This window comes from Roseovarius sp. (assembly GCF_030373445.1).
GTDB lineage: Bacteria > Pseudomonadota > Alphaproteobacteria > Rhodobacterales > Rhodobacteraceae > Roseovarius.
In genome coordinates this window covers 228,020-248,548 of record NZ_JAUCYU010000002.1, presented here as the reverse complement: position 1 = coordinate 248,548, position 20,529 = coordinate 228,020, and the positions used below count along the sequence as shown (strand labels likewise).

Here is a 20,529-nt window from a genome sequence, read left to right as displayed (position 1 = left end):
GTCAGCGGGCCTTCACGTTGTCGAGCCGGTCGACCACTTCCCGGTACCAGATATCCGCGGCCTTCAGGAAATGCGGCTTGGCGAACGGGTGCAGGACGTCACGGCGCAGGCTCGTGTCGGCATAGGCAGTCGCGCCTCGCGGATCGCCCAGCGCGCGATAGGCCGCCTTGGCCCCGAGATAGGGCGCCATGACGGTACCTGATCCCGAAAAGCCCATCGCGTAGTGCAGCCCCCGGTCTTCGCCCACATGCGGCATGTGATTGAAGCTGAAGCCGGTATTGCCCCACCACGCGTGGCTGATCTTGGCATCCGACAGTTCGGGCCAGACACTGAGCATGGTCGCGCGCAGGCGTTTCGCGGCCTGCTTCATCGGGATCTCGCGCATCGCGGCCCGTCCGCCCCAGATGATGCGCTTGCCGTCGGGGGAAAGGCGGAAATAGCTGTGCCGGGCCCGGGTCTCGACCATCATGCGCCGGCCCGGCGCCAGGTGGCCCAGCAGGTTGGACGGCAGTTCCTCTGTCGCGATCAGGTAGGAGGGAAGCGGGAAGACCCGCGCCACGTGCCAGCGAAAAAGGGGTGTCGTGTAGCCGTTGGTGCAGAGGATCACCTTCTCCGCGCGCACTGTGCCCTTGGGTGTCGTGACCGTGAAGCGGTTGCCGGCGCGTTCGAGCGCGGTGACCTCGGCGTTGCCGGTCAGCGTGATGCCCCGGCGGGTTACAGCGTTGCGCAGGCCCTGGTGGTACTTGGCCGGGTGCAGACCGCAATGTTCGGGAAAGAAAATGCCGCCGAAGTAGCGGGGCGTTTCGATATGCTGGCCGAGCGCGTCCCGTTCGACGGTAGCAATCTCCACCTCGCTCTTTTCCGAGACCTGGCGGGCCAGCGTCTTCTGGTTCTGGAAGTGCTCTTTCGTCCACGCCAGCTGGATGCGGCCCGTCTGTTGCAGGTCGCAATCGATGCCTTCCCGGTCGATCAGCCCTTTTGCCCAGTCGAGCGCCGGCTTGGCCTCTGCAAAGAGGGCATCCGCCACCTGTGGCCCGAACTTGTCGGCGAGTGCCTTCCAGCCCAACCGGGGATGCGCCCCCAGCATGCCGCCATTGCGGGTCGACGCGCCCTGCCCCGGCTCGGCCTTGTCCACGACCACGACAGACGCCCCGCAATCATGCGCGGCGATGGCCGCCGAAAGGCCGGCATACCCTGCGCCGATGACCAGCACGTCGCAGTCTTGCGGCAGCGCATCATCTGCCGGGTCGTTGTTCAGAACCTTCCACCAATAGGGGGTGCCGGGTTCGGATTCGTCGTTCCATTGCATGGGAGTTTTCCCTCGTTGACCGGGCCGACTATCGGGTGGGTCAACCGGCTTGTCCATGACACAAGTGCGACAAACCGGGCGGGAAATGCGGGCCGGGCGCGGTGTTGACCCTCGCGCCCGGCCCGTTCCTAGTTCGTGATGATCTCAGGCCCCATGAAGGTGTTGGGCAGCACCGTCGAGATCCACGGGATATAGGTGATCATGATCAGGAAGACGAAGAGCACCGCGAGGAACGGCAGTGCCGCCCGCACCACGCTCATCATCGGCATGCCCGCCACGCCCGACGTCACGAAGAGGTTGAGACCGACAGGCGGCGTGATCATCCCGATTTCCATGTTGACCACCATGATGATGCCAAGGTGGATCGGGTCGATCCCGAGTTCCATGGCGATCGGGAAGACCAGCGGCGCGACGATCACCAGAAGGCCCGACGGCTCCATGAACTGGCCGCCGATCAGGAGGATGACGTTCACCACGATCAGGAACATCACCGGCCCGAAGCCCGCGTTCAGCATGGCGCCCGCGATCTGCTGGGGGATCTGCTCGTCGGTCAGCACGTGCTTGAGGATGAGGGCGTTGGCGATGACGAAGAGCAGCGTCACCGTCAGCTTGCCCGCCTCGAAGAGCGTATGCTTGGTGTCGGGGTGGAAGAACGCGGTGACGATGGCGTAGGGCTTGCGGATGAGGCTGAGGTTGCCGCCACGCTCGGTGCCCCGGGCCAGCGGGCCCATGTCGCGATAGACGAAACACGCGATGAAGAACGCGTAGACCGCCGCGACCGCAGCCGCCTCGGTCGGGGTGAATATACCGCCGTAGATACCGCCGAGGATGATGACGATGAGGAAAAGGCCCCATGCGGCCTCGCGCCCCGAAGTGAGGATTTCGCCCCAGCCCTGCCATTCGCCCTTGGGCAGGTTGCGGACCTTTGCCATGACGTAGATCGTCGTCATCAGCATGAAACCTGCGAGCAGCCCGGGGATGACACCGGCAAGGAACATCCGACCGACCGACACCTCGACCGCGGCCGCGTAGACCACCATCACGATGGAGGGCGGGATCAGGATGCCGAGCGTCCCGGCGTTACAGATCACGCCCGCCGCGAAATCCCGCGAATAGCCGACCTGGCGCATGCCGGAAATGACGATCGTGCCGATGGCCACCACCGTGGCGGGCGACGAGCCCGACAGCGCGGCGAACAGCATGCAGGCGAAGACGCCGGCGATGGCAAGCCCGCCCGGCAGGTGGCCGACACAGGCAATCGAGAAGCGGATGATCCGCTGGGCCACGCCGCCTGTCGTCATGAAGCTCGAGGCGAGGATGAAGAAGGGGATGGCCAGCAGGGTGTAATGCCCCTCGAAGGCGCTGAAGAGCGTCTGCGCCACCGAGGCCAGCGAGCTGTTCGAGAACCACAGCAGGAACATGATCGAGCTGAGCCCGAGCGACACGGCAATCGGCACACCCACGAGAAGCAGGCCGATGACCATGACGAAAAGCAGAAGAACTTCCATCAGTCATGCTCCCCCTGTTGGGCGCGAACATGTTCGAGCTCTTCCTCGACCTCGTGACTGGCGACGATCCGGTCCACCTTGCCGCGCCAGATCTGCACGGCCGCCTGCGCAAAACGGAAGGTCAACAATGCCATGGACAGCGGCAGGACGAGGTACGGGATGGCCTTGGGCAGTTTCTCGTATTCCTCGTCGAAGTTTATCCACCCTTCGAGGAAGCGCAGAAAGCCGGGCATCGGGATGTCCTGCACCTCGTACCAGCCCTGACCGCGGAAATCGGTCTCGAAGCCGGTCGGGAACCAGCGTCCGGTGGTCGGCGGCAGTTCCGCATAGACCGACCAGTAATCCCACGCGCCCTTGAGAAGCAGGAGTGAAAAGACGAGGCAGCAGGCGATCGAAAAGAGCGCCATGGCCTTGCGCACCGGGGCGGAGACGATGTTGATGATTGCATCCACGCCAAGATGGCTTTGCTTCTTCACGGCGTAGGAAGCCCCCAGAAGCACCAACCAGCCGAACATGAACACGGTCAGTTCGAGTGCCCAGAGAATGTTCGAGTTGAATACGTACCTGGCGATCACGTTCGAGAACGTCACCACCGTCATCAGGCCGAGAAGCGCGGCGATCACCGTTTCCTCGATCTTGTCCACGAAGCTGTGTTCGTGCTGCATCTGTCCCCTCCTCCCGCAAGTGTCTTGCGAAAAGGACGGGCCCGATCTATTCAGGCCCGCCCCATGAGATGCGTCGTGTCACGCACCCTTCAGGCTTACATGCTGGCGTTGATTTCCTGCGCAGCGTCGATGTTTTCCTGGCCCACGTCGTCGGTGAACTGGTCCCAGACCGGCTTCATGGTTTCGACCCACTTGGCCCGCTGGTCGGCGTCGAGCTCACGAACGGTGCCGCCGGCATCGATGACCGCCTGCTTGGCTTCCGCGTTCACCTTGGTGGATTCCTTGTTCCGGGTCTCGGTCACTTCGGACACGATGGTCAGGAACTGGTCGCGCACTTCGGGCTCGAGGCTGTCGAGCCAATCCACGCTGGTCACGACGAGATAGTCGATGATGCCGTGATCGGTGTTGGTCACGCCATCCTGCACCTCGAAGAATTTCTTGCCGTAGATGTTCGACCAGGTGTTTTCCTGCCCGTCGACCACGCCCTGTTGCAGCGCGCCGTAGACCTCGGAGAACGCCATCTTCTGCGGGCTGGCACCAAGCGCTTCCATCTGTGCCACCAGCACGTCGGAGGATTGCACGCGGAACTTCAGGCCCTCGGCATCCGACGGCTCGATGAGCGGCACGTTGGCCGACATCTGCTTCATGCCGTTATGCCAGTAGGCCAGGCCCTGCAGCCCGCGGCGCTGCATGCTGTCGAGCAGGTCCTGACCGGCGTCGGAGGCCTGGAATTGCTCGACGGCGTTGATGTCCTTGAACATGAACGGCAGGTCGAAGATGCGGAATTGCTTGGTAAATTTCTCGAATTTCGAAAGCGAGGGCGCAGCAAGCTGCACGTCGCCCTGAAGCATGGCCTCGAGCACCTTGTTGTCGTCGTAGAGCGTGGAGTTCGGGAAGACCTCCATGCACATGGTGCCGTCCATCTCTTCGTTGACGCGCTGTTCGAGCAGCGACGCGGCGATCCCCTTGGGGTGCTTGTCGGTGTTGGTGACGTGGCTGAACTTGACGACGATCTCGCCATCGTCGCAGGCGGCGCTTACGGCGGTAGCCGCAGCGGACAGCGCCAGCGCGGATGCGGCAGCGGTCAGGAACTTCATGATCTGGTCTCCTCCCAATATGAGACATTGCAAGACTGCCCCTTGTGCGGGGCGGTACCCAAGTGTTCGTTGCGAGGTGAAGCGCGCTCAAGGGTTAGTTTGAGCCCAATAAATAGATGAATTAAGTGCAACAATATCAGTTGTTTATGGAACATTCTACACCTAGCCCGTGAACAACTGCCTTACCATTGTGCGGAAATTCGCACATGGTCGCCGCCATGTTGTGCGGAAATCCGCACAGAATGGGCAATCTGGCAAAAGGGATTCCCTTGCCCCCGACACAGGCGCCGACTGGCCGTTCGGGCCAGCGAATGGGCCTGTGCCGGCGAACCGCCCGGGCGGTCAGTCGCGGCGGTAATCCTCGGGCCTGATGCCGTAGCGGGCCAGCTTGTCGTAGAATGTCTTGCGCGGCAGTTTGAGGGCCTTTGCGGCCTCCGAGGCACGGCCGTTCTGCCGCCCCAGCGCGGCGATCAGGAGCGAGCGTTCGACACGCGCCATCTGTTCGGCGAGCCCTAGTTCGGCAGCCGCCGCGGCTTCCTCGGGCATTCCCAGCACGAAACGCATCGCCGCCGACATCAGCGAGCGCGCATTGCCGGGCCAGTCCTGTGCCATCAGGCGGGCCATGTGATCGGTGGTGATCTCGGGCACCGGGATGCCCGCCTGTTCTGCCGCCTGGGCGACGTAATGCGAGAAGAGAACGGGAATATCCTCGGGGCGTTCGGCCAGCGAAGGGATACGTACCGGGGTGACGTCGAGCCGGTAGTAAAGTTCGGCGTTCATCCGCCCCTCTTCGACCTCGGTGGCAAGGTCGGCCGTGGTCCCGGCGATCAGGCGCACATCTTCGGCACCTTCAAGTTTTTCGGCCAACGCATACTGGGTCGCTGCCGGAAGGGTTGAAACATCGTCGAGGAACAGCGTCCCTCCCGATGCCGCGCTGAACGCCTGGTCGAGAGATGACCCGTCCATTCCCGAAGACGATCGCTTGACGAACGGGCCGCGCGCGACGGGCGACAGGAGGTGGATGACCTCGGCGACCTTCGAGACGCCCGCGCCCGGCGGGCCGGTCACCAGCACCTCGACACCCATTGGCGCCACCGCTCGCACCCGTGCACGCAGGTCATCCGCCAAGGCAGACGTACCGAAAAGCATGCGCGCGGCGGGGTCGCCGGTTTGAAGCTGTGCCTTGAGACGGCGATTTTCCAGCACCAGCCGCCGGGTGGAAAGCGCCCTTTCGAGCACCGGGATCAGGTCATCCGGCGAACATGGCTTTTCAAGGAAGTCGAACGCCCCCTGCCCCATGGCTTCGACGGCCATGGGAATATCGCCCTCGCCGGTGAGAAGGATCACGGGAAGTTCCGGGTCGATGCCAATCGCGTATTTCAACAGGTGGAAGCCGTCACGGCCCGGCATCCGGATATCGGACAGGATCACGCCCGGGAAATTTTCTGCGATATGGTCCTTTGCCTCGATGAAAGAGCCGGCCGGTCTTGCGGACAGCTCGGCCAGTTCCAGCGACTGAACCAACGCCTCGCGCACCGCGGCGTCGTCATCCACCACGAGGACGTCAATGCTCATGCCGCCACCTCTTGACGCCAGGGTTCGAGTTCGACGGTCATGATTGCCCCACCGCCCGACGCATTCGTTCCGCGGATGTTGCCACCGAAACTCTGCACAAGACCGTATGAGATCGAGAGACCGAGCCCCATACCGTCATCGGTGCCCACCGCCTTGGTCGTGTAGAAGGGTTCGAACATCTTGGCCGGATCGCTGATGCCCGGGCCGATGTCCCGTACGGTCACGCTCAGCGGCGGACCGGCCTGGATACCGATGCTTACGTGCTTGTCGGCCTGGGCCGACATGGCATCGGCGGCATTGTTGATGAGATTTACGAAGACTTGCACCAGCCGCACTTCGCCCCCCAGTGCATGGACAGGATGCGAGGGTGGCTGCCAGTCAAGCGTCACCCCCTCCTTTCGGAGGCGGGCTTCGGTCAGCTCTGTCGCCGTGTCGATGACCTGGACGAGGTCGACCTTGCCCATGGGTTCGCTCTCGTTCCGGGCAAAGGCGCGCAGGTTCTTGATGATGCGGGCGGCGCGCGCCGCAAGCTGCGAAATTCGATTGAGGTTCTCGCCGGCCGCGTCCGTCCGGCCCTTGGCAAGGAACGAGCCGCCGTTATCCGCGAATTGCTGGATCGCCATGAGCGGCTGGTTCAATTCGTGACTGATCCCGGCGCTCATCTGCCCCAGCGCCGAAAGCTTGCCCGCCTGCACCAGTTCGTCCTGGGCGCGCTTGAGCGCGGCTTCGGCCTCTTCCCGTTCCCGCACTTCGCGGCGCAGCGCGATGTTAGCGTCGGAAAGCTCGGCGGTGCGTTCGGCCACGCGGGTTTCAAGCTGTGCATTGGCGCGGGCCAGCGTGCGGCGGCGTTCGCCGAGAAGCAGCAGTACCATCCCGAAGGCGAGGCAGATCACGGTGAAAACGGAGGTCTGGAGCCACGCGATGCGGCGGGCGGGAGAGGTGTCGACCAGCGCGTGCCCTGTCATGCCGATCACGGGCTCGTCCCGGGACAGGTGCAGCGCGGCGCGTGGCAGGTATTCGCCCCAGTCCATGCGCCAGATCTCGTAGGTGCCGGTTTGGACGGCGCTGAACTCCGGCGCAGGGTCGATCGGCGGGGCCGGCGCCGCGCCATCCTCGCGCGGTTGCCAGCCGAGGATTTCCGAACGGTTCGACAGGAAGATACGCCCCTCCGGGTCGGTGAAGAAGACCGGGGGCTGGCCGCCGATCCAGTCCCACTCGACTTCCATCATGTCGACGAGGGCAATGACGCTGCCCTTGACCCCGTTCGCGCCGAAAGCGGGGGCGGCGAAAGCGTAGACCCGGCGACCGTCCGGCCCGAGCCGCCCGTAGAAGGTGCCGAGCGCGCCGCGCATGGCGCGCCGGAAATAGCGGCTGCCGGCGGGGCGAAGGATGACATCGCCTGCCCGCGCCAGAACCGTACCGGCCGTGTCCGTGTAGAAGAGCGCCAGCGCCCCGCTCTTGTCCGCCGCGTCCTGCAGGACCCGGTCGGCCCGGGCGACCCCGTCTTCGGCGGTGAGATCTTCGAAGACCGGGTGCTCGGTCATTAGAACCGCCAGTTCGCGGAAACGGCGCAATTCCCCGGTGAACCGGTCAGAGGCCAGGGCAAGGTCGGCACGCCCCTGCTTTTCGAGCTGCGCCAGTGCCTGGATGTGCGCATAGTGCCAGATGCCCGCCCCAATGGCGGCAACCGCGCCAAGGAACAGGGCGACCACGAGCAATCTGGTGCGCAGCATCTTCGTCATTGAGATGTTCTAGCAAGGGTTCCACGGGCTTGACCAGACACCCGGTTGGGCGGCCCTGTTTCAACCCTTGGCGGCGAGCACGGCCTCCGCGAGCTCTGCCGCTTCAAAACGCACCGGATCAGCCACGGGAAGGCCCGTTTCCCGGGCCGTCGTCTCGATCGCCTCCCGCGCCGCGGCTTCATCAAGGTCGCGGGTATTAAGCGCGATGCCGACAACCTTCGCCGGGGTCAGTGCACCGCCCGCGCGCGCCACCATCTCGTTGAGCGCAATGACATTTCTCAAGGGTGGCACCGGCACCGCGTCCCCCGCGGTGTCGAGCGCATCCATCCCTGCCCGGTGGCAGAGGATCAGCGCATTGGCGCAACTTCCGCGCATCAGCGGCAGGGTCGCCGTGCTGCCGGGATGCAGAAGCGAGCCCTGCCCCTCGATGATCAGAATGTCGTGGTCGGCATTCTCCAGCACCATGCGTTCGACGGCGCCCGCCGCATGATCCACCCGGAAGGCGTCGAGCGGAATGCCCTTGCCGGTGATCGCGACACCGCTTTGGCCTGTGGCGAGAAAGGCCGCGTCGTGCCCCGCATCGCAAAGCGACGACCAGATCTCGAGCCCGGAGGTCTTTTTGCCCACGGCCATGTCGGTGCCAACCATCAGCGCGCGGATGTTGGGCAGCTTCGCCGCGCGGGCCATGGCGATGGGCGGCATGGCGTCGGTGGGCGTGCGGATGTCCCAGATCCACTGGCCGGGCTTCAAGCGGTCGCCCAGCGCGTCGTTCAGCCGGTCATGCAGCCCGTTGACCACCGACAGCCCGGCGCCGATGGCTTGTTCCAGCATCGCCATCCACTCGGGCGGCACCCGCCCGCCCGAGGGCGTGGTGCCAAGTACCAGAACCTCGGCACCCAGCCCGATCGCATCGTCCAGCGTGGCGACGATTGGGATGTCGCGATCAATCTTACATAGCTCTTTCAGGCTCTTACCCACCGCCTGGCTGTCGATCACACAGGCGACCGGATTGCGGCCGTAGCGGATGATCCCCTCGGCCATCTTGGCGTTGATCAGGCCCATGTTGGCCTCGGCATAGATGGCGATCTTCTGGGTCGGCTCAAGCATCGGGCAGGTCTCCTCCGTGACCGGGCCGGTCGGCGGGAAGGGTCACGCCCTCGACCAGCGGGGCGCCATCGGCCGGGTCGGGGTCGAGGTTGAGGTGGCTGTCGAGGTCGATATAGTCGAACAGCGCCCCGATCGAGGCGCCCGCCGCGATCGACACCGCGCTTTCGCCCATGCAGCCGATCATCGTTTTCAGGCCGAAGGCGCGAGCCGTGGCGACGATGCGCAACGCCTCGGTAATACCGCCGCATTTCATCAGCTTCAGGTTCACCCCGTCGACCCGATCGGCAAAGCCGGGGATATCGCCCGACATCCGGCAGCTTTCATCGACGAAGATGGGAAGGGGGCGGTCCTTGAAAAGGTCGGAGAGCTGATCCTCGGCGCCGCGCACCAGCGGCTGTTCGATATACTCCGCCCGCCGCTCGGCCAGCCAGCCCATCATGTGGCGCGCATCTTCGAGCGACCAGCCGCCGTTGGCATCGACGCGCAAGACCACATCGGCATCGCCGACGCTCTCGATCACGGCCGCATACATCGCCTTGTCGGCCTCGATCCCCTCGGGGGAGCCGAGCTTTATCTTGAGGGCCTTCGCGCCTTTTTCCAGCAGGAGCGGCACCCGTTCGCGCACCACCTCCGGCGGGTTGATCCCCACGGTCAGCGAGGTCGGCACACCCCGACGCGCCAGCCCGAGAAGGCGGTACAACGGCATGCCCGCCTGTTTCGCCTTGAGATCCCACAGCGCCATGTCGAGACCGGCCAGGGCACAGGGGGCGACGCCCTCTTCGTGGGCCCTGTCCCACGTGTCGTGAATGGCCTGCGCATCGAAACCGCGATCCAGCACGCCGCGCAGCATGGCTTCGGCTTCGTCCGTTGTCTCGGCGCCCTCGGTGATGCCTGGGGCAACCTCGCCCCAGCCGGTCTGCCCGTTCTCGGTGATCGAGAGGAACAGGTTCTCGGCCCCTTCGATCACGCCCCGGCTGATGGCCAGCGGGAAGCGCTTCTTGAGATAGACCTTGCGGAACGAGATCTCGGCCATGTCAGTGCCCTTCGATACCATTGAGGAAGGCAGTCAGGTTGCTGCCCAAAGCGTCGGAGACGTACCCTCCCTCCTGCACGATGACCAGCGGCAGGCCGGTGTTGGCGATGGCGGCGGCGATGCGGGTGAAGCCTCCGGTCGTGACGGCAAAGCCCTGGAACGGGTCGTCGACATGCGCGTCGAGCCCCAGGGCCACCACGATCACGTCGGCACCGAAATCGGTGATCCGTTCGAGCGCCCGGTCAAGTGTTTCCAGATAGGTCTCGTCATCCGTGCCGCGCGGCAGCGGCAGGTTGAGATTGGCCCCCAGCCCCGCCCCCTCGCCGCGTTCATGGGCGTGGCCCCAGAAGAACGGGTAGAAACGCGCCGGATCTGCATGGATCGAAACGGTCAGCACGTCGCCGCGGGCGTAGAACATGCCCTGCGTTCCGTTGCCATGATGCACGTCGACATCGAGGATGGCCGGGCGCAGGCCCTTTGAAAGAAGCCGCTGTGCCGCAATGCCCGAATTGTTGAAGAAGCAGAACCCGCCGGCAAGGTCGGGAAAGGCGTGATGCCCCGGCGGACGGGAGAGCGCATAGATGGCCCGCGTTCCGTCGGCCACGGCATCGGCGCCGGCAACCGCGGTCTGGGCCGACCAATAGGCCGCCTTCCAGGTGTACTCCGCAATCGGGCAGGCCGTGTCGGCCTGGTGATACCCCGCCTGCCCCACGGCAGATTTCGGATAGCTGTCGGTGCGGTTCATCGGATGGACGTTGGGGATGACCTCCTCCGAGGCGCCTTCGATCCGTTGCCAGCGGGTGTGAATGTTGCGCAGGAAGGTCAGGTATTCGGCCGTGTGCACCGCCGCGATGGGCCCGAGACCGGCATCGGCCGGCGTCTCGAAAATACAACCCGCCGCCTCGGCCCCCGCTTTCAGGATATCGACACGTTTCGGCACCTCGGGGTTGGGCTTTTTCGTGCCGTTCGCCATGAAGTTCTGCGGATCATGCGCGCGCTGGCGGTCGTCGAGGATGGCTTTCATTGAGGGTCTCCCAGCAGGTCGTCGAAGGCGTCTGCCGTCAGAAGGCAGGTCAGGTCACGCTCCGCCATATCAAAGCCGAGCCGGTCGTAAAACGCCCGGGCGGACGTATTCTCTTCATAGACCATCAGTTTCATGAACCGGGCCTGCCACCTGTGCACCGCGAAATCCGCCGCGGCGCGCAGGAGGGTCCGGCCCAGCCCCGTCCCACGCGCGGTATCGGCGACCCAGAGGTCGGAGACATAGACGCCTGCCGCGCCGCAGGTCGTGGAGAAGACCGGCGACACCAGCGCCGCGCCCAGCACGGCGCCGCCCTCCCGGGCCAGCAGACCATGACAGGCCGGGGCGTCACCAAGGCACGCGCGCGTCAACACCTCCGCTGTCGCGCGATGCGTATCGCCCATGTCCGAGGAAAGCGCCTCCAGCGCGATTGCGAGATCGAGAATATCCTCCGGGCCCACCCGTGAGATGCCGATGGTTTCAGAAAGCGACATGTGCCGCCCCCTTGAGCCCGAGCATTGCCCGCGCCTCGTCCGGCGTGGCGACCTCGCGGCCCAGGTCTTCAACGATCCGGCGGGCCTTTTCGACCTGTGCGGCGTTGGACACTGCCAGCTGTCCCTTTTCGAGATAGAGACTGTCCTCCAGCCCCACGCGCACATGCCCGCCCATCCCGGCGGCCATCGCCGCCATAGGCATCTGGTCCCGACCCGCGGCCAGAACTGAGAAGCGGTAATCCTCTCCGAAATAGCTGTCGGCGAGCCGCACCATATGCGTCAGCGTCTCGGGTGCAGCGGCCATGCCGCCTAACACCCCGAAGACGAACTGGATGAAAATCGGCGGCACCACCAAGCCGCGCTCGACGAAATGGCGCAGCATCACGAGGTGGCCCATGTCGTAGCATTCGAACTCGAACCGCGCCCCGCGCTTCTTGCCCATCTCGTTCAGTACATGGGCAATGTCGCGAGGCGTGTTCTTGAAGATCAGGTCATCGGTGGCTTCGAGAAACGGCTTTTCCCAGTCGAAGCGCCAGTCACGTTCTTTCCTGGCCATGGGATAAAGCGCGAAGTTCATCGAGCCCATGTTGAGCGAGCACATCTCCGGCTCTGCCGCCATCGCGCCTTCGAGCCTCTCCTCGAGCGTCATGACCGCGCTGCCACCGGTTGTGATGTTGACCACGGCATCGCAGCGCTCGCGGATGCTTGGCAGGAACTCCATGAAATGCGCGGCCTTCGAGGATGGCCGGCCGTCGTCCGGATCACGGGCGTGCAGGTGCAGGATTGCCGCGCCGGCCGCGGCGGCGTCAACAGCCTGATCCTCGATCTCCTTCGCTGTGAAAGGCAGATGCGGAGACAGGCTGGGCGTGTGGATCGAGCCGGTGACGGCGCAGGTGATGATGATCTTCGACATGGGAATTAACCGGCCAGATTGGGGGCCAGCCCCCAAGCCCCCGGGATATTTTCAGCCAGAAGAAACAAGCGCGCGTGTTTCATGCTTCTTCTGGTCCGAAATATCCCCGCCGGAGGCATCCGACGGCGCCGCGAAACGCATTCGTTTCGTGTAAAGCGCATGGTCAAAGCCCTGCCTCTTCACAGAACCGGTCGAGCGCGCGGGTGAGCTTCTCGATGATTTCGTCAACATGCTCCATGGTGCTGATCATCGGCGGCGCGACGATGAAGTGATCGCCGGAATAGCCCCCGTGGGTGCGGCGGGAATAGATGATGAGCCCTTCGTCATAGGCCGCCTCGACCAGCCGGTCATAGGCGTTCATCTCCTTCGGCAAAGGCGCCATGGTGGCCCGGTCGGCGACCAGTTCGAACGCCTGCAGCATCCCCATGCCGCGCACGTCGCCGATGATCGGGTACCGGTTCATCAAAGCGTGCAGGCGGTGGCCCAGTTGCGTGCCCACGTCCAGCGCATTCGCCATCATGTCCTGCCGTTCGATCTCCTCGATCACGGCAAGGCCGGCCGCGCAGGCGAGCGGGTTGCCGGCATAGGTGAAGCCGTGGATGAAGCCGCCATGGCCCAGCACCGCCTCGACGATCTCCTCCTGTGCGATCACCGCGCCGAGCGGCATGTAACCCGCGCCGAACCCTTTCGAGAGCGCCGCGATATCCGGCACGGTGTCCCAGTTGTCGGCGGCGAAAAAGGTGCCGGTGCGGCCGCCGCCCGAGATCACCTCGTCATGGATCAGCAACACGTCGTAGCGGTCACAAATCTCGCGAATGCGTTTCATGTAACCTTCCGGTGGCATCAGGCAGCCGGTGGAGGCGCCACCGATGGGCTCGACGATAAAGGCCAGCACGGTTTCCGGCCCTTCCTGCAGGATGCGCTCCTCCAGCATGTCGGCGTAGTGGCGACCGGTTTCCGCGTCGGCCGGGTCGAGACCGTCGAGATAAGCGCGCGGCGCGGGTATCTTCGGCATCTGGCGCATCATCGGGTCGAAAGGTGCCGTCATCGGCGCGTAGCCGGTCAGTGCCAGCGCGCCGAGCGTGCAGCCGTGATATGCCGGGTAGCGCGAGATGACTTTCCAGCGCTGCGGCTCGCCCACGGCCAGCTTGTACTGCCGGGCGAGCTTGATGGCGCTTTCCACCGCCTCCGACCCGCCGGAAACGAAGAACACGCGCTCCATCCCCTCGGGGGCCATGCCGGCGACCTTGGCCGCCAGGGCCTCGCCCGGCTCGGTTTCGAAATGCAGGCGATAGCCGAAGGTGGCAATCTCCATCTGCCTGCGCATGGCGTCGAGCACATTGGGGTTCGAGTGGCCGATATTGCAAACCATCGCGCCGGACGAGCCATCGAGGTAACGTTTGCCGTCCACGTCCCAGATATACACGCCCTCGGCCTGCCTGAGCCGTGGCCGCCGCTGTCGGGTCTGATAGAAAAGGTGGCTTTTGCCCTGCCCGTCCATGTCGTCTCTCACGCTATCCAGAACGCCTTTTCGAGATCGTCAAATTCGCTGGCCGGACCTTCGAACTTGTTCCGGCCCAGCTCGAGCACGTAGACATAGTCGGCGATCTTGAGGGCGTGACGGATTTCCTGGTCGACCAGAAGGATGGTCAGCTTGTCGACCTTCGCGAGGTCGGTGAGCATCTCGTAGACCTCCTCTGCCAGCATCTTGGACAGGCCCGCCGTGGGCTCGTCGACCAGCAGCATCTTCGGTTCCGACATCAGTGTGCGTCCGATCTCGACCATGCGCTGCTGACCGCCCGACAACTCGCCCGTGACCTGCTTGCGCTTGTCGCGCAGCGCCGGGAAGCGTTCGTAATTGGCCTCGACCTTCTGGCGCACCTGCTTGCGGTCGCGCCGGAAGGTCCAGCCGCCAAGTTCGAGGTTTTCTTCGACTGTCATGTCCTTGAAGACGCCGGGTTGCTGCGGAATGTAGGCCAGCCCCTTCAGGATCTTTTGATACGGCGGGATGCCGAGGATCGACTCTCCGTCAAGAAGGATATCGCCCTGGTTGGGGTCGAGGAAACCGAACGCCGCCTTGAGCGCGGTCGATTTGCCCACCCCGTTGGCGCCGAGGATCGTGGTGATCTGGCCCTGCCGTGCCTTGATATCGAGGTCGGAGAGAATGTTGAGATCGCGGTAGTAGCCCACCGAGAGGTTCTTCATTTCGAGAACGGTTGCCGGTTCGGTCATGCCGGGGCCTCCTCGCCTTCCTCGGCGCCGAGATAGGCTTCGATCACCGCCGGGTCGTTCTTGACCTCCTGCGGCGGGCCGTCGGCGATGAGATCGCCGAAGTTCAGGACCAGGAGCCGCTGCGAGAGCGAGAAGATCGAATCCATCTGGTGGCTGATGATGATGATCGCCTTGCCCTCGTCGTTCACGCGCTGGATGTAGGCGTAGATCACCTCCATCAGGCGCGGGTGCACGCCGGCGAAGGGTTCGTCGAGAATGATGACATCGGGGTTGAGCATCAGCAGCCGGCCCAGTTCCAGCAGCTTCTGCTGACCGCCCGACAGCGCCTGCGCGTATTCGTTGCGCAGGTGGTCGATGGTAAGGAATTCGAGCACCCCCATCGCCTTGTCGCGAAGCTCTGCCTGCCCATGCGTGTTGCCCATGGCGAGCGCCGGTACGTAGAGGTTTTCCAACACCGTCATCCGCCGGAAAGAGCGCGTCACCTGGAAAGTACGCCCCAGTCCGGCGCGTGCCACCTCGAACGGCTGCAACTGGTCGATGCGTTTCTCCCCGAGATAGACCGTGCCGCTCGTGGGTTTGATCGCCCCGTCGAGGATGTTGGTCATCGTTGTCTTGCCCGCCCCGTTGGGGCCGATCAGGCCGATCAGCTCGGGACCGTTGATTTCGAAATTCACGCCTTTCAGAACATGGTTGCCGCCAAAGCGCTTCTGCAGATTGGTGACCTTGAGATGTATCACTCCGGTGCCTCCGTTCTGTGCGGTCCGCCGCCCGGGCCGGTGACGGTCGAGGCGCGTTTGGCAACGGTTTCCTCTGCCACGCCCTCGCGACGGAAATAGGCGATGATGGGGGCGATCAGGCCGTTGCGGAAGAACCGCAGCGTGATCATCAGCAGGATGCCGAAGAAGACCAGCCGCCAGATCGTCATGTCGACCTCGACCCCGCCGATGACGAAGCTGTTGCGCAGGAGTTCGAGCACCACCTGAAGGATGATCGCGCCGATGGCGGCGGCGACGAAGTTCTCGATGCCGCCGATGACCGCCATGGCGACGACAAGGCTCATTTGCAGCAGGAACAGCATGTTGGGCGTGATGATCTGCACGTAATGCCCCTGCACCGCGCCGGCCGCGGCGGCCATGGCGCAGGTGATGGTGAAGACCAAAACCTTGTAGCGGGTTGTATTCACACCGAGCGCCGCCGCCGCATCCTGATCCTCGCGCAGGGCGCGAACGAAGAGGCCGAACTTGGACCGGGCGAGCCATCCGAGAATGGCGAGGCAGGCCAGCAAGAGCGCCAGCATGGTATAATAGGGCGGCAGTTTGTCGGTTGGCTCGAAATAGGTGCCGAAAAGGTTGACGCCGTTGGGATAGAGCGGCGGCAATTCCAGCCCCGCCTGCCCCCGCGTGATGTCGATCTCGGCCGAGATGGTCGCCTTTAGGATTTCCGAGAAGCCCAGGGTGAAGAGCGCGAGATAGGCCGCGCGCAGGCGCAGCACCAGCATGCCGACGAGAAAGCCCGCCAGGGCCCCCATCAGCGTGCCCAGAACAATGCCTAGGAGCACGGGCATGGGCCGAACATCGACAGTTCCGCCCCACGCGTCGAGCGCCTGTCGCAAGCAGTCCTGCGTGAGCGTCGTCGAGGTCACCCCGATCGGGTTCACCACCACCAGCCATTGCCCGAAGAACCGCGTTTCCGCGCAAAGTTCCGTCGGTTCAGGAGAGAGGTAGATGTAGTGACAGAAGAGGCCCGTCGTGTAGGCCCCGATCGCCATGAACCCCATGTGCCCGAACGAGAACTGCCCCGCATAGCCCGACAGCATCGACCAGCTTGCCGCGAGGATCGCGTAGAAGAAGCCGGTGATCAGGATATGCATGATGTAGTCGTAATCCGCCGCCCCGTAGGTCAGCGGGAAGATCAGCAGCAGGATCAGGAAGATGCCGCCGGCCAGGTTGGGTATCTGCTTTCTCATGGCCTCTACCCCCTAGCCCTGTCCGTGCATGCCGCTGGCAAAGCGGCGGCCGAACATGCCCGTGGGCCGCAGCAGCAGCGTCAGCGTCAATACGATCATGCCGTAGGCCGGGATATAGCTGGCCGCCTTCTGGGCGTCCGGCACGCATCCGGTCCCCGCCGCCTCGACAAGGCCGACCATGATGCCGCCGATGAAGGCGCCGGGCAGAGAGCCGAGGCCCCCCAGTACCACGATCACGAAGGAGCGCATCGCCGGGATGGCGCCGACTTGAGGCAGCCACGAGAACGCCTGCACCAGGAGCGCACCCGCCAGTGCCGCGATCATGCCCCCGAGGGCGAAGGCCAGCATGTTCATCGTGTTGGGGTTGATGCCGGTGATGGCCGCGGCTTCGCGGTCCTGGCTGACCGCGCGCAGGGCCTTGCCCGTCCATGTGCGGTGCATCAGGAACAGCAGCGCCAGCAGCACGAGGATACAGGTGATGGCCGCCGTGAAGCGCGGGCTAGAGATCGTGACCTGCTCGAACAGCGTCATGCTGCCCCGGCTGGTCTTGATCCAGATCGGGTCAGCCTCGGCCGGGAAGCGCCAGCGCGGGAATTCCAGGAAACGTTGCGCCTTGACCGGGTTCGCGCCGGCCAGCGCCTGCACGAAATACTGCAGCGTGAAGGCCAGGCCGAATGTCACTAGGATACCGTATTCGATCGGCCGGTCGATCTTGCCATGATACATCGGCGTCAGCATCAGCCGTTCGAACGCCGCGCCGAGAAGGAAAGCCACGAGGCAGGCGCCCAGCACCCCCATCAGCGGGTTGATCCCGGGCAGCCAGACCTCGGTGATGAAATAGACCAGCATCCCGCCGATCATGTAGAATTCGCCATGGGCGAAGCTGACGACGCCGAGGATCGAGAAGATCAGCGACAGGCCCAGCGCCATGAAGCCGTAGATGATGCCGATGATCAGGCCGTTGACGAACTGGCTGGCGACGAACCCGCCAGAGACGACGCAGATGTTGTCGGGGTCGGCGAAGCTGAACGTCACCGCGATGATCAGGACCGTCAAGAGCGCGAGCGACGTGGTCAGGTAGACGGAGGTGCGGGGGGTCGCCGCCCAGACCGCCGCCAGCCCCACGGGGCCAAGCGAGGCGCCGGCCATCGTGCCTATGAAAGCCGCGTTGGACGTGTCGAGATCGCGGGCGAGATAGCGGCGCTTGATGAGGATACTTCCAGCCACACCCCAGAAGATCATCCAGGCCAGCACGCCCCAGAACAGCAACGGAAATTCCACGATGTCCCCCGTGTCACGCCGGGTTTGCCCCGGCTGTTTTCGGATGTTGGTGTGCCCGGGCGCCTGAAAGGGGGCGCCCGGGCGGATCAGAAGATCATTCGTTCACGAAGACCGGCTCGGCCGTCTTGTAAGCGTCAGGATAGACGATCGCCGCGCTGGTCGAGTCCTGGCCCTCCTCCTGGTACTGGATCATGGTCAGGGCCGGGTCGGGCCACTGGTGCCACCACTCGTCGCCCTTGTCGTCTTCCGAAGGGTCTTTCTGGGTGCCATAGGGGAAGTAGATCTTGCCGAGCGTGCCGTCATGCTCGATCCCTTCCAGTGCCGTGACGATCGCGTCGGCGTCAGTCGAACCGGCCTCTTCGATCGCCTGGGCAATGATGGCGATCGAATCGTAGGCCTCCATCGCGTAGCTCTCGACATCAGACTTGCCCATCCGCTCCTTGTAGGTGGCGGCGAAGGCCTTGCCCTTTTCGGTGAACTGGGTCTCGGGCACGCCGATCCGTTGCACGAAGGCGTTCTGCCCGTCCGGCACGTTCTGCCAGTAGGCGCCCGATTCCAGCGCGTCCTGCCCGGTCACGAAAGGAAGATCGAGCGGCCCGATGCCCGCGTCCGCGGCCTGCTGGGTGAAGTTGTAGGCGGCCTCGCCCGTCACCAGGGTGATGATCATGTCCGGGTTCTCGGCCTTGATCCGCTGCACGATGCCGGCATAGTCCTGCGTGCCGATATCGACCGAGAAGGTCGTGCTTTCGACGCCGCCGCTTTCCAGGCCCTTCGCGGTTTCCTGCGAGGCGGGAATACCGTAATCGGTGTTCTCGGTCAGGATCGCCACCTTTTCGACGCCCGGCACGGTCAGCGCAAATTGCCAGATGGTTGCCGAGGCCCACGAGCTGAGCGGCGCGATGCGGAAGATGTATTTCTGCTTGTCGCCGGTGATGGTGTCATTCCACGTCTCGGCGAAGACCGTCGGCACGCCAAGGCGTTGCGCCACGTCCTTCGACGCCACGCCGACCGAGCTGTGATAGCCGCCACCCACGGCGACAACGCCATCCTGCGAAATGAATTTCTCCATCAGCGCGGCGCCCTTCTCGGGCAGGCCCTCGGAATCGCCGATCACCACCTCGATATCGCAGCCCAGCACGCCGCCGGCCGCGTTGATGTCTTCCTCGGCGATCAGCATCGCCTCGCGCATCGCCTCACCGCCGACCACGGTCCCGGGGGCCGAAAGCGGGGCAATTCCGCCGATCTTTATGGGGCAATCGGCGGCCATGGCGGCGCCGGCCGTCACAAGGGCGCCGACCGCGGTGGCGGTCAGCAATCTGAAAGTCGTCATTGAATGTCTCCCGTTGGTTCCCGGCTCTTTTTCCAGAGCCTCGTAGGCCAAACTATTGCAGGCACCGCCAAAATGCCTCAAATTGATAATACCTATTCAGAGCATAGACGAGATTTATGGGGCCGCGGATCTGGCCCCGAAAGTGAAAGGACGAGGCGCTGAACCACGCCGACAAGTTCGTAACCAACCTCGACTGGAACCTGCTGCGCACCTTCGTGGTGATCGTCGAGGAAGGCGGGATCACGGCGGCTGCCACGCGCCTGTTGCGACGGCAGCCGACGGTCAGCGTGGCGCTCGGTCGGCTCGAGGCGCAGATCGGCAGCCGCCTTATAGAACGGGGTGGCGGGGCGTTCCGGCTGACGGCGGCCGGGCGCGAGCTGTATCGCGAATGCACCGAGATATACGGGTCGGTCTCACGACTGGCCGACCTCACTCAATCCGCCTCGAAGGATCTGACTGGGCATGTCGATATCCTGCTGGCGAGCCACGTGGTCACCCCGATCCTCGACCAGACGCTGATCGAGTTCCACCGCGTCCACCCGGCTGTCAGCTTCGAGGTTCGCGTCGAGACCAGCCGCAACGTCCTGCGCGGGGTGCTCGAAAAAACGGCACCCTTCGGGATCTGCCTTTTGAACAGGCGTCTGGAGAAACTGGACTACGAGCGCATCTACCGTGAGCATTTCGGGTTCTTCTGCGGCCCGCCCCACCCGCTTTACGGACGGCGGGACCTCGACATCAGCGATCTACGGGGCTGTGCCGGGGTGTCCTTCGAGACCGACAGCATGGATGATGCGCTTCGCCCCGTGGCCATCTTCCGGCGGGACAATGACCTCGACCACAACATCGTCGGACGCTCGACCCACCTCGAGGAGGTGCGGCGGCTTATCTATTGCGGGCTGGGCATCGGCCCCCTGCCCGTTCATGTCGTGCGGCAGGACCTGGAGAACGGCACCTTGTGGCGCCTGCCGCCCTATACCAATCCGCCGGCCGTCGACATCTACGTGGTCACCAACCCGGCCAGCCGCCTCAGCCGGACCGAGACGGCATTCCTTTCCGCGCTCAAGGCGCAGATCGCGGCCAAGACATTGGCCGACCGCACCTATGACGATGTCAGCCCGCCGGGCTTTGCGTCCCGGCCCTTGACGGCGGAAAAGCCGAAATGAGGACCTGGCGTTTCCGCAGGGAGAGGGCGCAGGCTGTCTCCGGTTTGGAAATGATCCGGAAGCGGTATCATTGCGGCGGAAATTTGTCAGAAC

At 64.2% G+C, this 20,529-nt stretch carries 18 protein-coding genes; 1 reads left to right on the top strand and 17 read right to left on the bottom strand.

What is annotated here, in order from left to right:
* Position 1: 1 nt before the first annotated feature.
* From QUV18_RS04700 to QUV18_RS04620, 17 genes are all read right to left on the bottom strand, one after another.
* Entirely contained in the window at positions 2-1,309 is a 1,308-nt protein-coding gene (locus QUV18_RS04700; protein ID WP_300892275.1) for an FAD-binding oxidoreductase, read from the bottom strand.
* 128 nt (positions 1,310-1,437) lie between these two features.
* A complete protein-coding gene (locus QUV18_RS04695) occupies positions 1,438-2,817 on the bottom strand; it encodes a TRAP transporter large permease (protein WP_300892274.1) in 1,380 nt (459 codons plus the stop codon).
* Entirely contained in the window at positions 2,817-3,482 is a 666-nt protein-coding gene (locus tag QUV18_RS04690; protein WP_300892273.1) for a TRAP transporter small permease, read from the bottom strand. The genes QUV18_RS04695 and QUV18_RS04690 overlap by 1 nt, the downstream gene beginning before the upstream one ends.
* Before the next feature lie 95 nt (positions 3,483-3,577).
* The gene (locus QUV18_RS04685) at positions 3,578-4,579 is read right to left on the bottom strand and encodes a DctP family TRAP transporter solute-binding subunit (RefSeq protein ID WP_300892272.1); all 1,002 of its coding nucleotides are present in this window, start codon (positions 4,577-4,579) and stop codon (positions 3,578-3,580) included.
* A 342-nt stretch (positions 4,580-4,921) separates the two neighbouring features.
* Positions 4,922-6,154 (bottom strand): sigma-54 dependent transcriptional regulator, encoded by a 1,233-nt coding sequence (locus QUV18_RS04680; protein ID WP_300892271.1) that lies wholly within the window; start codon positions 6,152-6,154, stop codon positions 4,922-4,924.
* Positions 6,151-7,896, bottom strand: a complete 1,746-nt coding sequence (locus QUV18_RS04675) for an ATP-binding protein (RefSeq protein ID WP_300892270.1) — start codon at positions 7,894-7,896, stop codon at positions 6,151-6,153. The genes QUV18_RS04680 and QUV18_RS04675 overlap by 4 nt, the downstream gene beginning before the upstream one ends.
* 60 nt (positions 7,897-7,956) lie before the next feature.
* Positions 7,957-9,003: a DUF1611 domain-containing protein gene (locus tag QUV18_RS04670; RefSeq protein ID WP_300892269.1), complete on the bottom strand. Its 1,047-nt coding sequence runs from the start codon at positions 9,001-9,003 to the stop codon at positions 7,957-7,959.
* Positions 8,996-10,036: a dipeptide epimerase gene (locus QUV18_RS04665; protein WP_300892268.1), complete on the bottom strand. Its 1,041-nt coding sequence runs from the start codon at positions 10,034-10,036 to the stop codon at positions 8,996-8,998. Before QUV18_RS04665 ends, QUV18_RS04670 begins: the two co-directional genes overlap by 8 nt.
* Position 10,037: 1 nt before the next feature.
* Positions 10,038-11,060, bottom strand: coding sequence for a histone deacetylase family protein (locus tag QUV18_RS04660; protein ID WP_300892267.1), 1,023 nt, complete (start codon positions 11,058-11,060; stop codon positions 10,038-10,040).
* Positions 11,057-11,551 (bottom strand): GNAT family N-acetyltransferase, encoded by a 495-nt coding sequence (locus tag QUV18_RS04655; protein ID WP_300892266.1) that lies wholly within the window; start codon positions 11,549-11,551, stop codon positions 11,057-11,059. Before QUV18_RS04655 ends, QUV18_RS04660 begins: the two co-directional genes overlap by 4 nt.
* Positions 11,538-12,464: a 3-keto-5-aminohexanoate cleavage protein gene (locus QUV18_RS04650; protein ID WP_300892265.1), complete on the bottom strand. Its 927-nt coding sequence runs from the start codon at positions 12,462-12,464 to the stop codon at positions 11,538-11,540. Before QUV18_RS04650 ends, QUV18_RS04655 begins: the two co-directional genes overlap by 14 nt.
* A 163-nt stretch (positions 12,465-12,627) precedes the next feature.
* Entirely contained in the window at positions 12,628-13,965 is a 1,338-nt protein-coding gene (locus QUV18_RS04645; RefSeq protein ID WP_300892657.1) for an aspartate aminotransferase family protein, read from the bottom strand.
* Positions 13,966-13,973: 8 nt separating this feature from the next.
* On the bottom strand, positions 13,974-14,696 hold the full coding sequence (locus QUV18_RS04640) for an ABC transporter ATP-binding protein (RefSeq protein WP_300892264.1): 723 nt from the start codon (positions 14,694-14,696) through the stop codon (positions 13,974-13,976).
* Positions 14,693-15,433, bottom strand: coding sequence for an ABC transporter ATP-binding protein (locus QUV18_RS04635; RefSeq protein WP_300892263.1), 741 nt, complete (start codon positions 15,431-15,433; stop codon positions 14,693-14,695). The genes QUV18_RS04640 and QUV18_RS04635 overlap by 4 nt, the downstream gene beginning before the upstream one ends.
* Entirely contained in the window at positions 15,430-16,662 is a 1,233-nt protein-coding gene (locus QUV18_RS04630) for a branched-chain amino acid ABC transporter permease (RefSeq protein ID WP_300892262.1), read from the bottom strand. The genes QUV18_RS04635 and QUV18_RS04630 overlap by 4 nt, the downstream gene beginning before the upstream one ends.
* A 12-nt stretch (positions 16,663-16,674) precedes the next feature.
* Positions 16,675-17,943, bottom strand: coding sequence for a branched-chain amino acid ABC transporter permease (locus QUV18_RS04625; RefSeq protein WP_300892261.1), 1,269 nt, complete (start codon positions 17,941-17,943; stop codon positions 16,675-16,677).
* Between the two features lie 94 nt (positions 17,944-18,037).
* Positions 18,038-19,273: an ABC transporter substrate-binding protein gene (locus tag QUV18_RS04620; RefSeq protein ID WP_300892260.1), complete on the bottom strand. Its 1,236-nt coding sequence runs from the start codon at positions 19,271-19,273 to the stop codon at positions 18,038-18,040.
* 158 nt (positions 19,274-19,431) lie between these two features.
* On the opposite strand from QUV18_RS04620, the gene QUV18_RS04615 reads away from it, so the two are divergent.
* Positions 19,432-20,436, top strand: coding sequence for a LysR family transcriptional regulator (locus tag QUV18_RS04615; protein WP_300892655.1), 1,005 nt, complete (start codon positions 19,432-19,434; stop codon positions 20,434-20,436).
* The last annotated feature ends 93 nt before the right edge of the window (positions 20,437-20,529 follow it).

Bases quoted from the DNA above. Each gene is read 5' to 3' on its own strand.
- QUV18_RS04670 (WP_300892269.1), bottom strand. From the start codon at position 9,003: ATGCTTGAGCCGACCCAGAAGATCGCCATCTATGCCGAGGCCAACATG.
- QUV18_RS04630 (WP_300892262.1), bottom strand. From the start codon at position 16,662: ATGAGAAAGCAGATACCCAACCTGGCCGGCGGCATCTTCCTGATCCTG.
- QUV18_RS04655 (WP_300892266.1), bottom strand. From the start codon at position 11,551: ATGTCGCTTTCTGAAACCATCGGCATCTCACGGGTGGGCCCGGAGGAT.
- QUV18_RS04650 (WP_300892265.1), bottom strand. From the start codon at position 12,464: ATGTCGAAGATCATCATCACCTGCGCCGTCACCGGCTCGATCCACACG.
- QUV18_RS04645 (WP_300892657.1), bottom strand. From the start codon at position 13,965: ATGGACGGGCAGGGCAAAAGCCACCTTTTCTATCAGACCCGACAGCGG.
- QUV18_RS04640 (WP_300892264.1), bottom strand. From the start codon at position 14,696: ATGACCGAACCGGCAACCGTTCTCGAAATGAAGAACCTCTCGGTGGGC.
- QUV18_RS04660 (WP_300892267.1), bottom strand. From the start codon at position 11,060: ATGAAAGCCATCCTCGACGACCGCCAGCGCGCGCATGATCCGCAGAAC.
- QUV18_RS04680 (WP_300892271.1), bottom strand. From the start codon at position 6,154: ATGAGCATTGACGTCCTCGTGGTGGATGACGACGCCGCGGTGCGCGAG.
- QUV18_RS04620 (WP_300892260.1), bottom strand. From the start codon at position 19,273: ATGACGACTTTCAGATTGCTGACCGCCACCGCGGTCGGCGCCCTTGTG.
- QUV18_RS04685 (WP_300892272.1), bottom strand. From the start codon at position 4,579: ATGAAGTTCCTGACCGCTGCCGCATCCGCGCTGGCGCTGTCCGCTGCG.
- QUV18_RS04690 (WP_300892273.1), bottom strand. From the start codon at position 3,482: ATGCAGCACGAACACAGCTTCGTGGACAAGATCGAGGAAACGGTGATC.
- QUV18_RS04675 (WP_300892270.1), bottom strand. From the start codon at position 7,896: ATGACGAAGATGCTGCGCACCAGATTGCTCGTGGTCGCCCTGTTCCTT.
- QUV18_RS04695 (WP_300892274.1), bottom strand. From the start codon at position 2,817: ATGGAAGTTCTTCTGCTTTTCGTCATGGTCATCGGCCTGCTTCTCGTG.
- QUV18_RS04665 (WP_300892268.1), bottom strand. From the start codon at position 10,036: ATGGCCGAGATCTCGTTCCGCAAGGTCTATCTCAAGAAGCGCTTCCCG.
- QUV18_RS04700 (WP_300892275.1), bottom strand. From the start codon at position 1,309: ATGCAATGGAACGACGAATCCGAACCCGGCACCCCCTATTGGTGGAAG.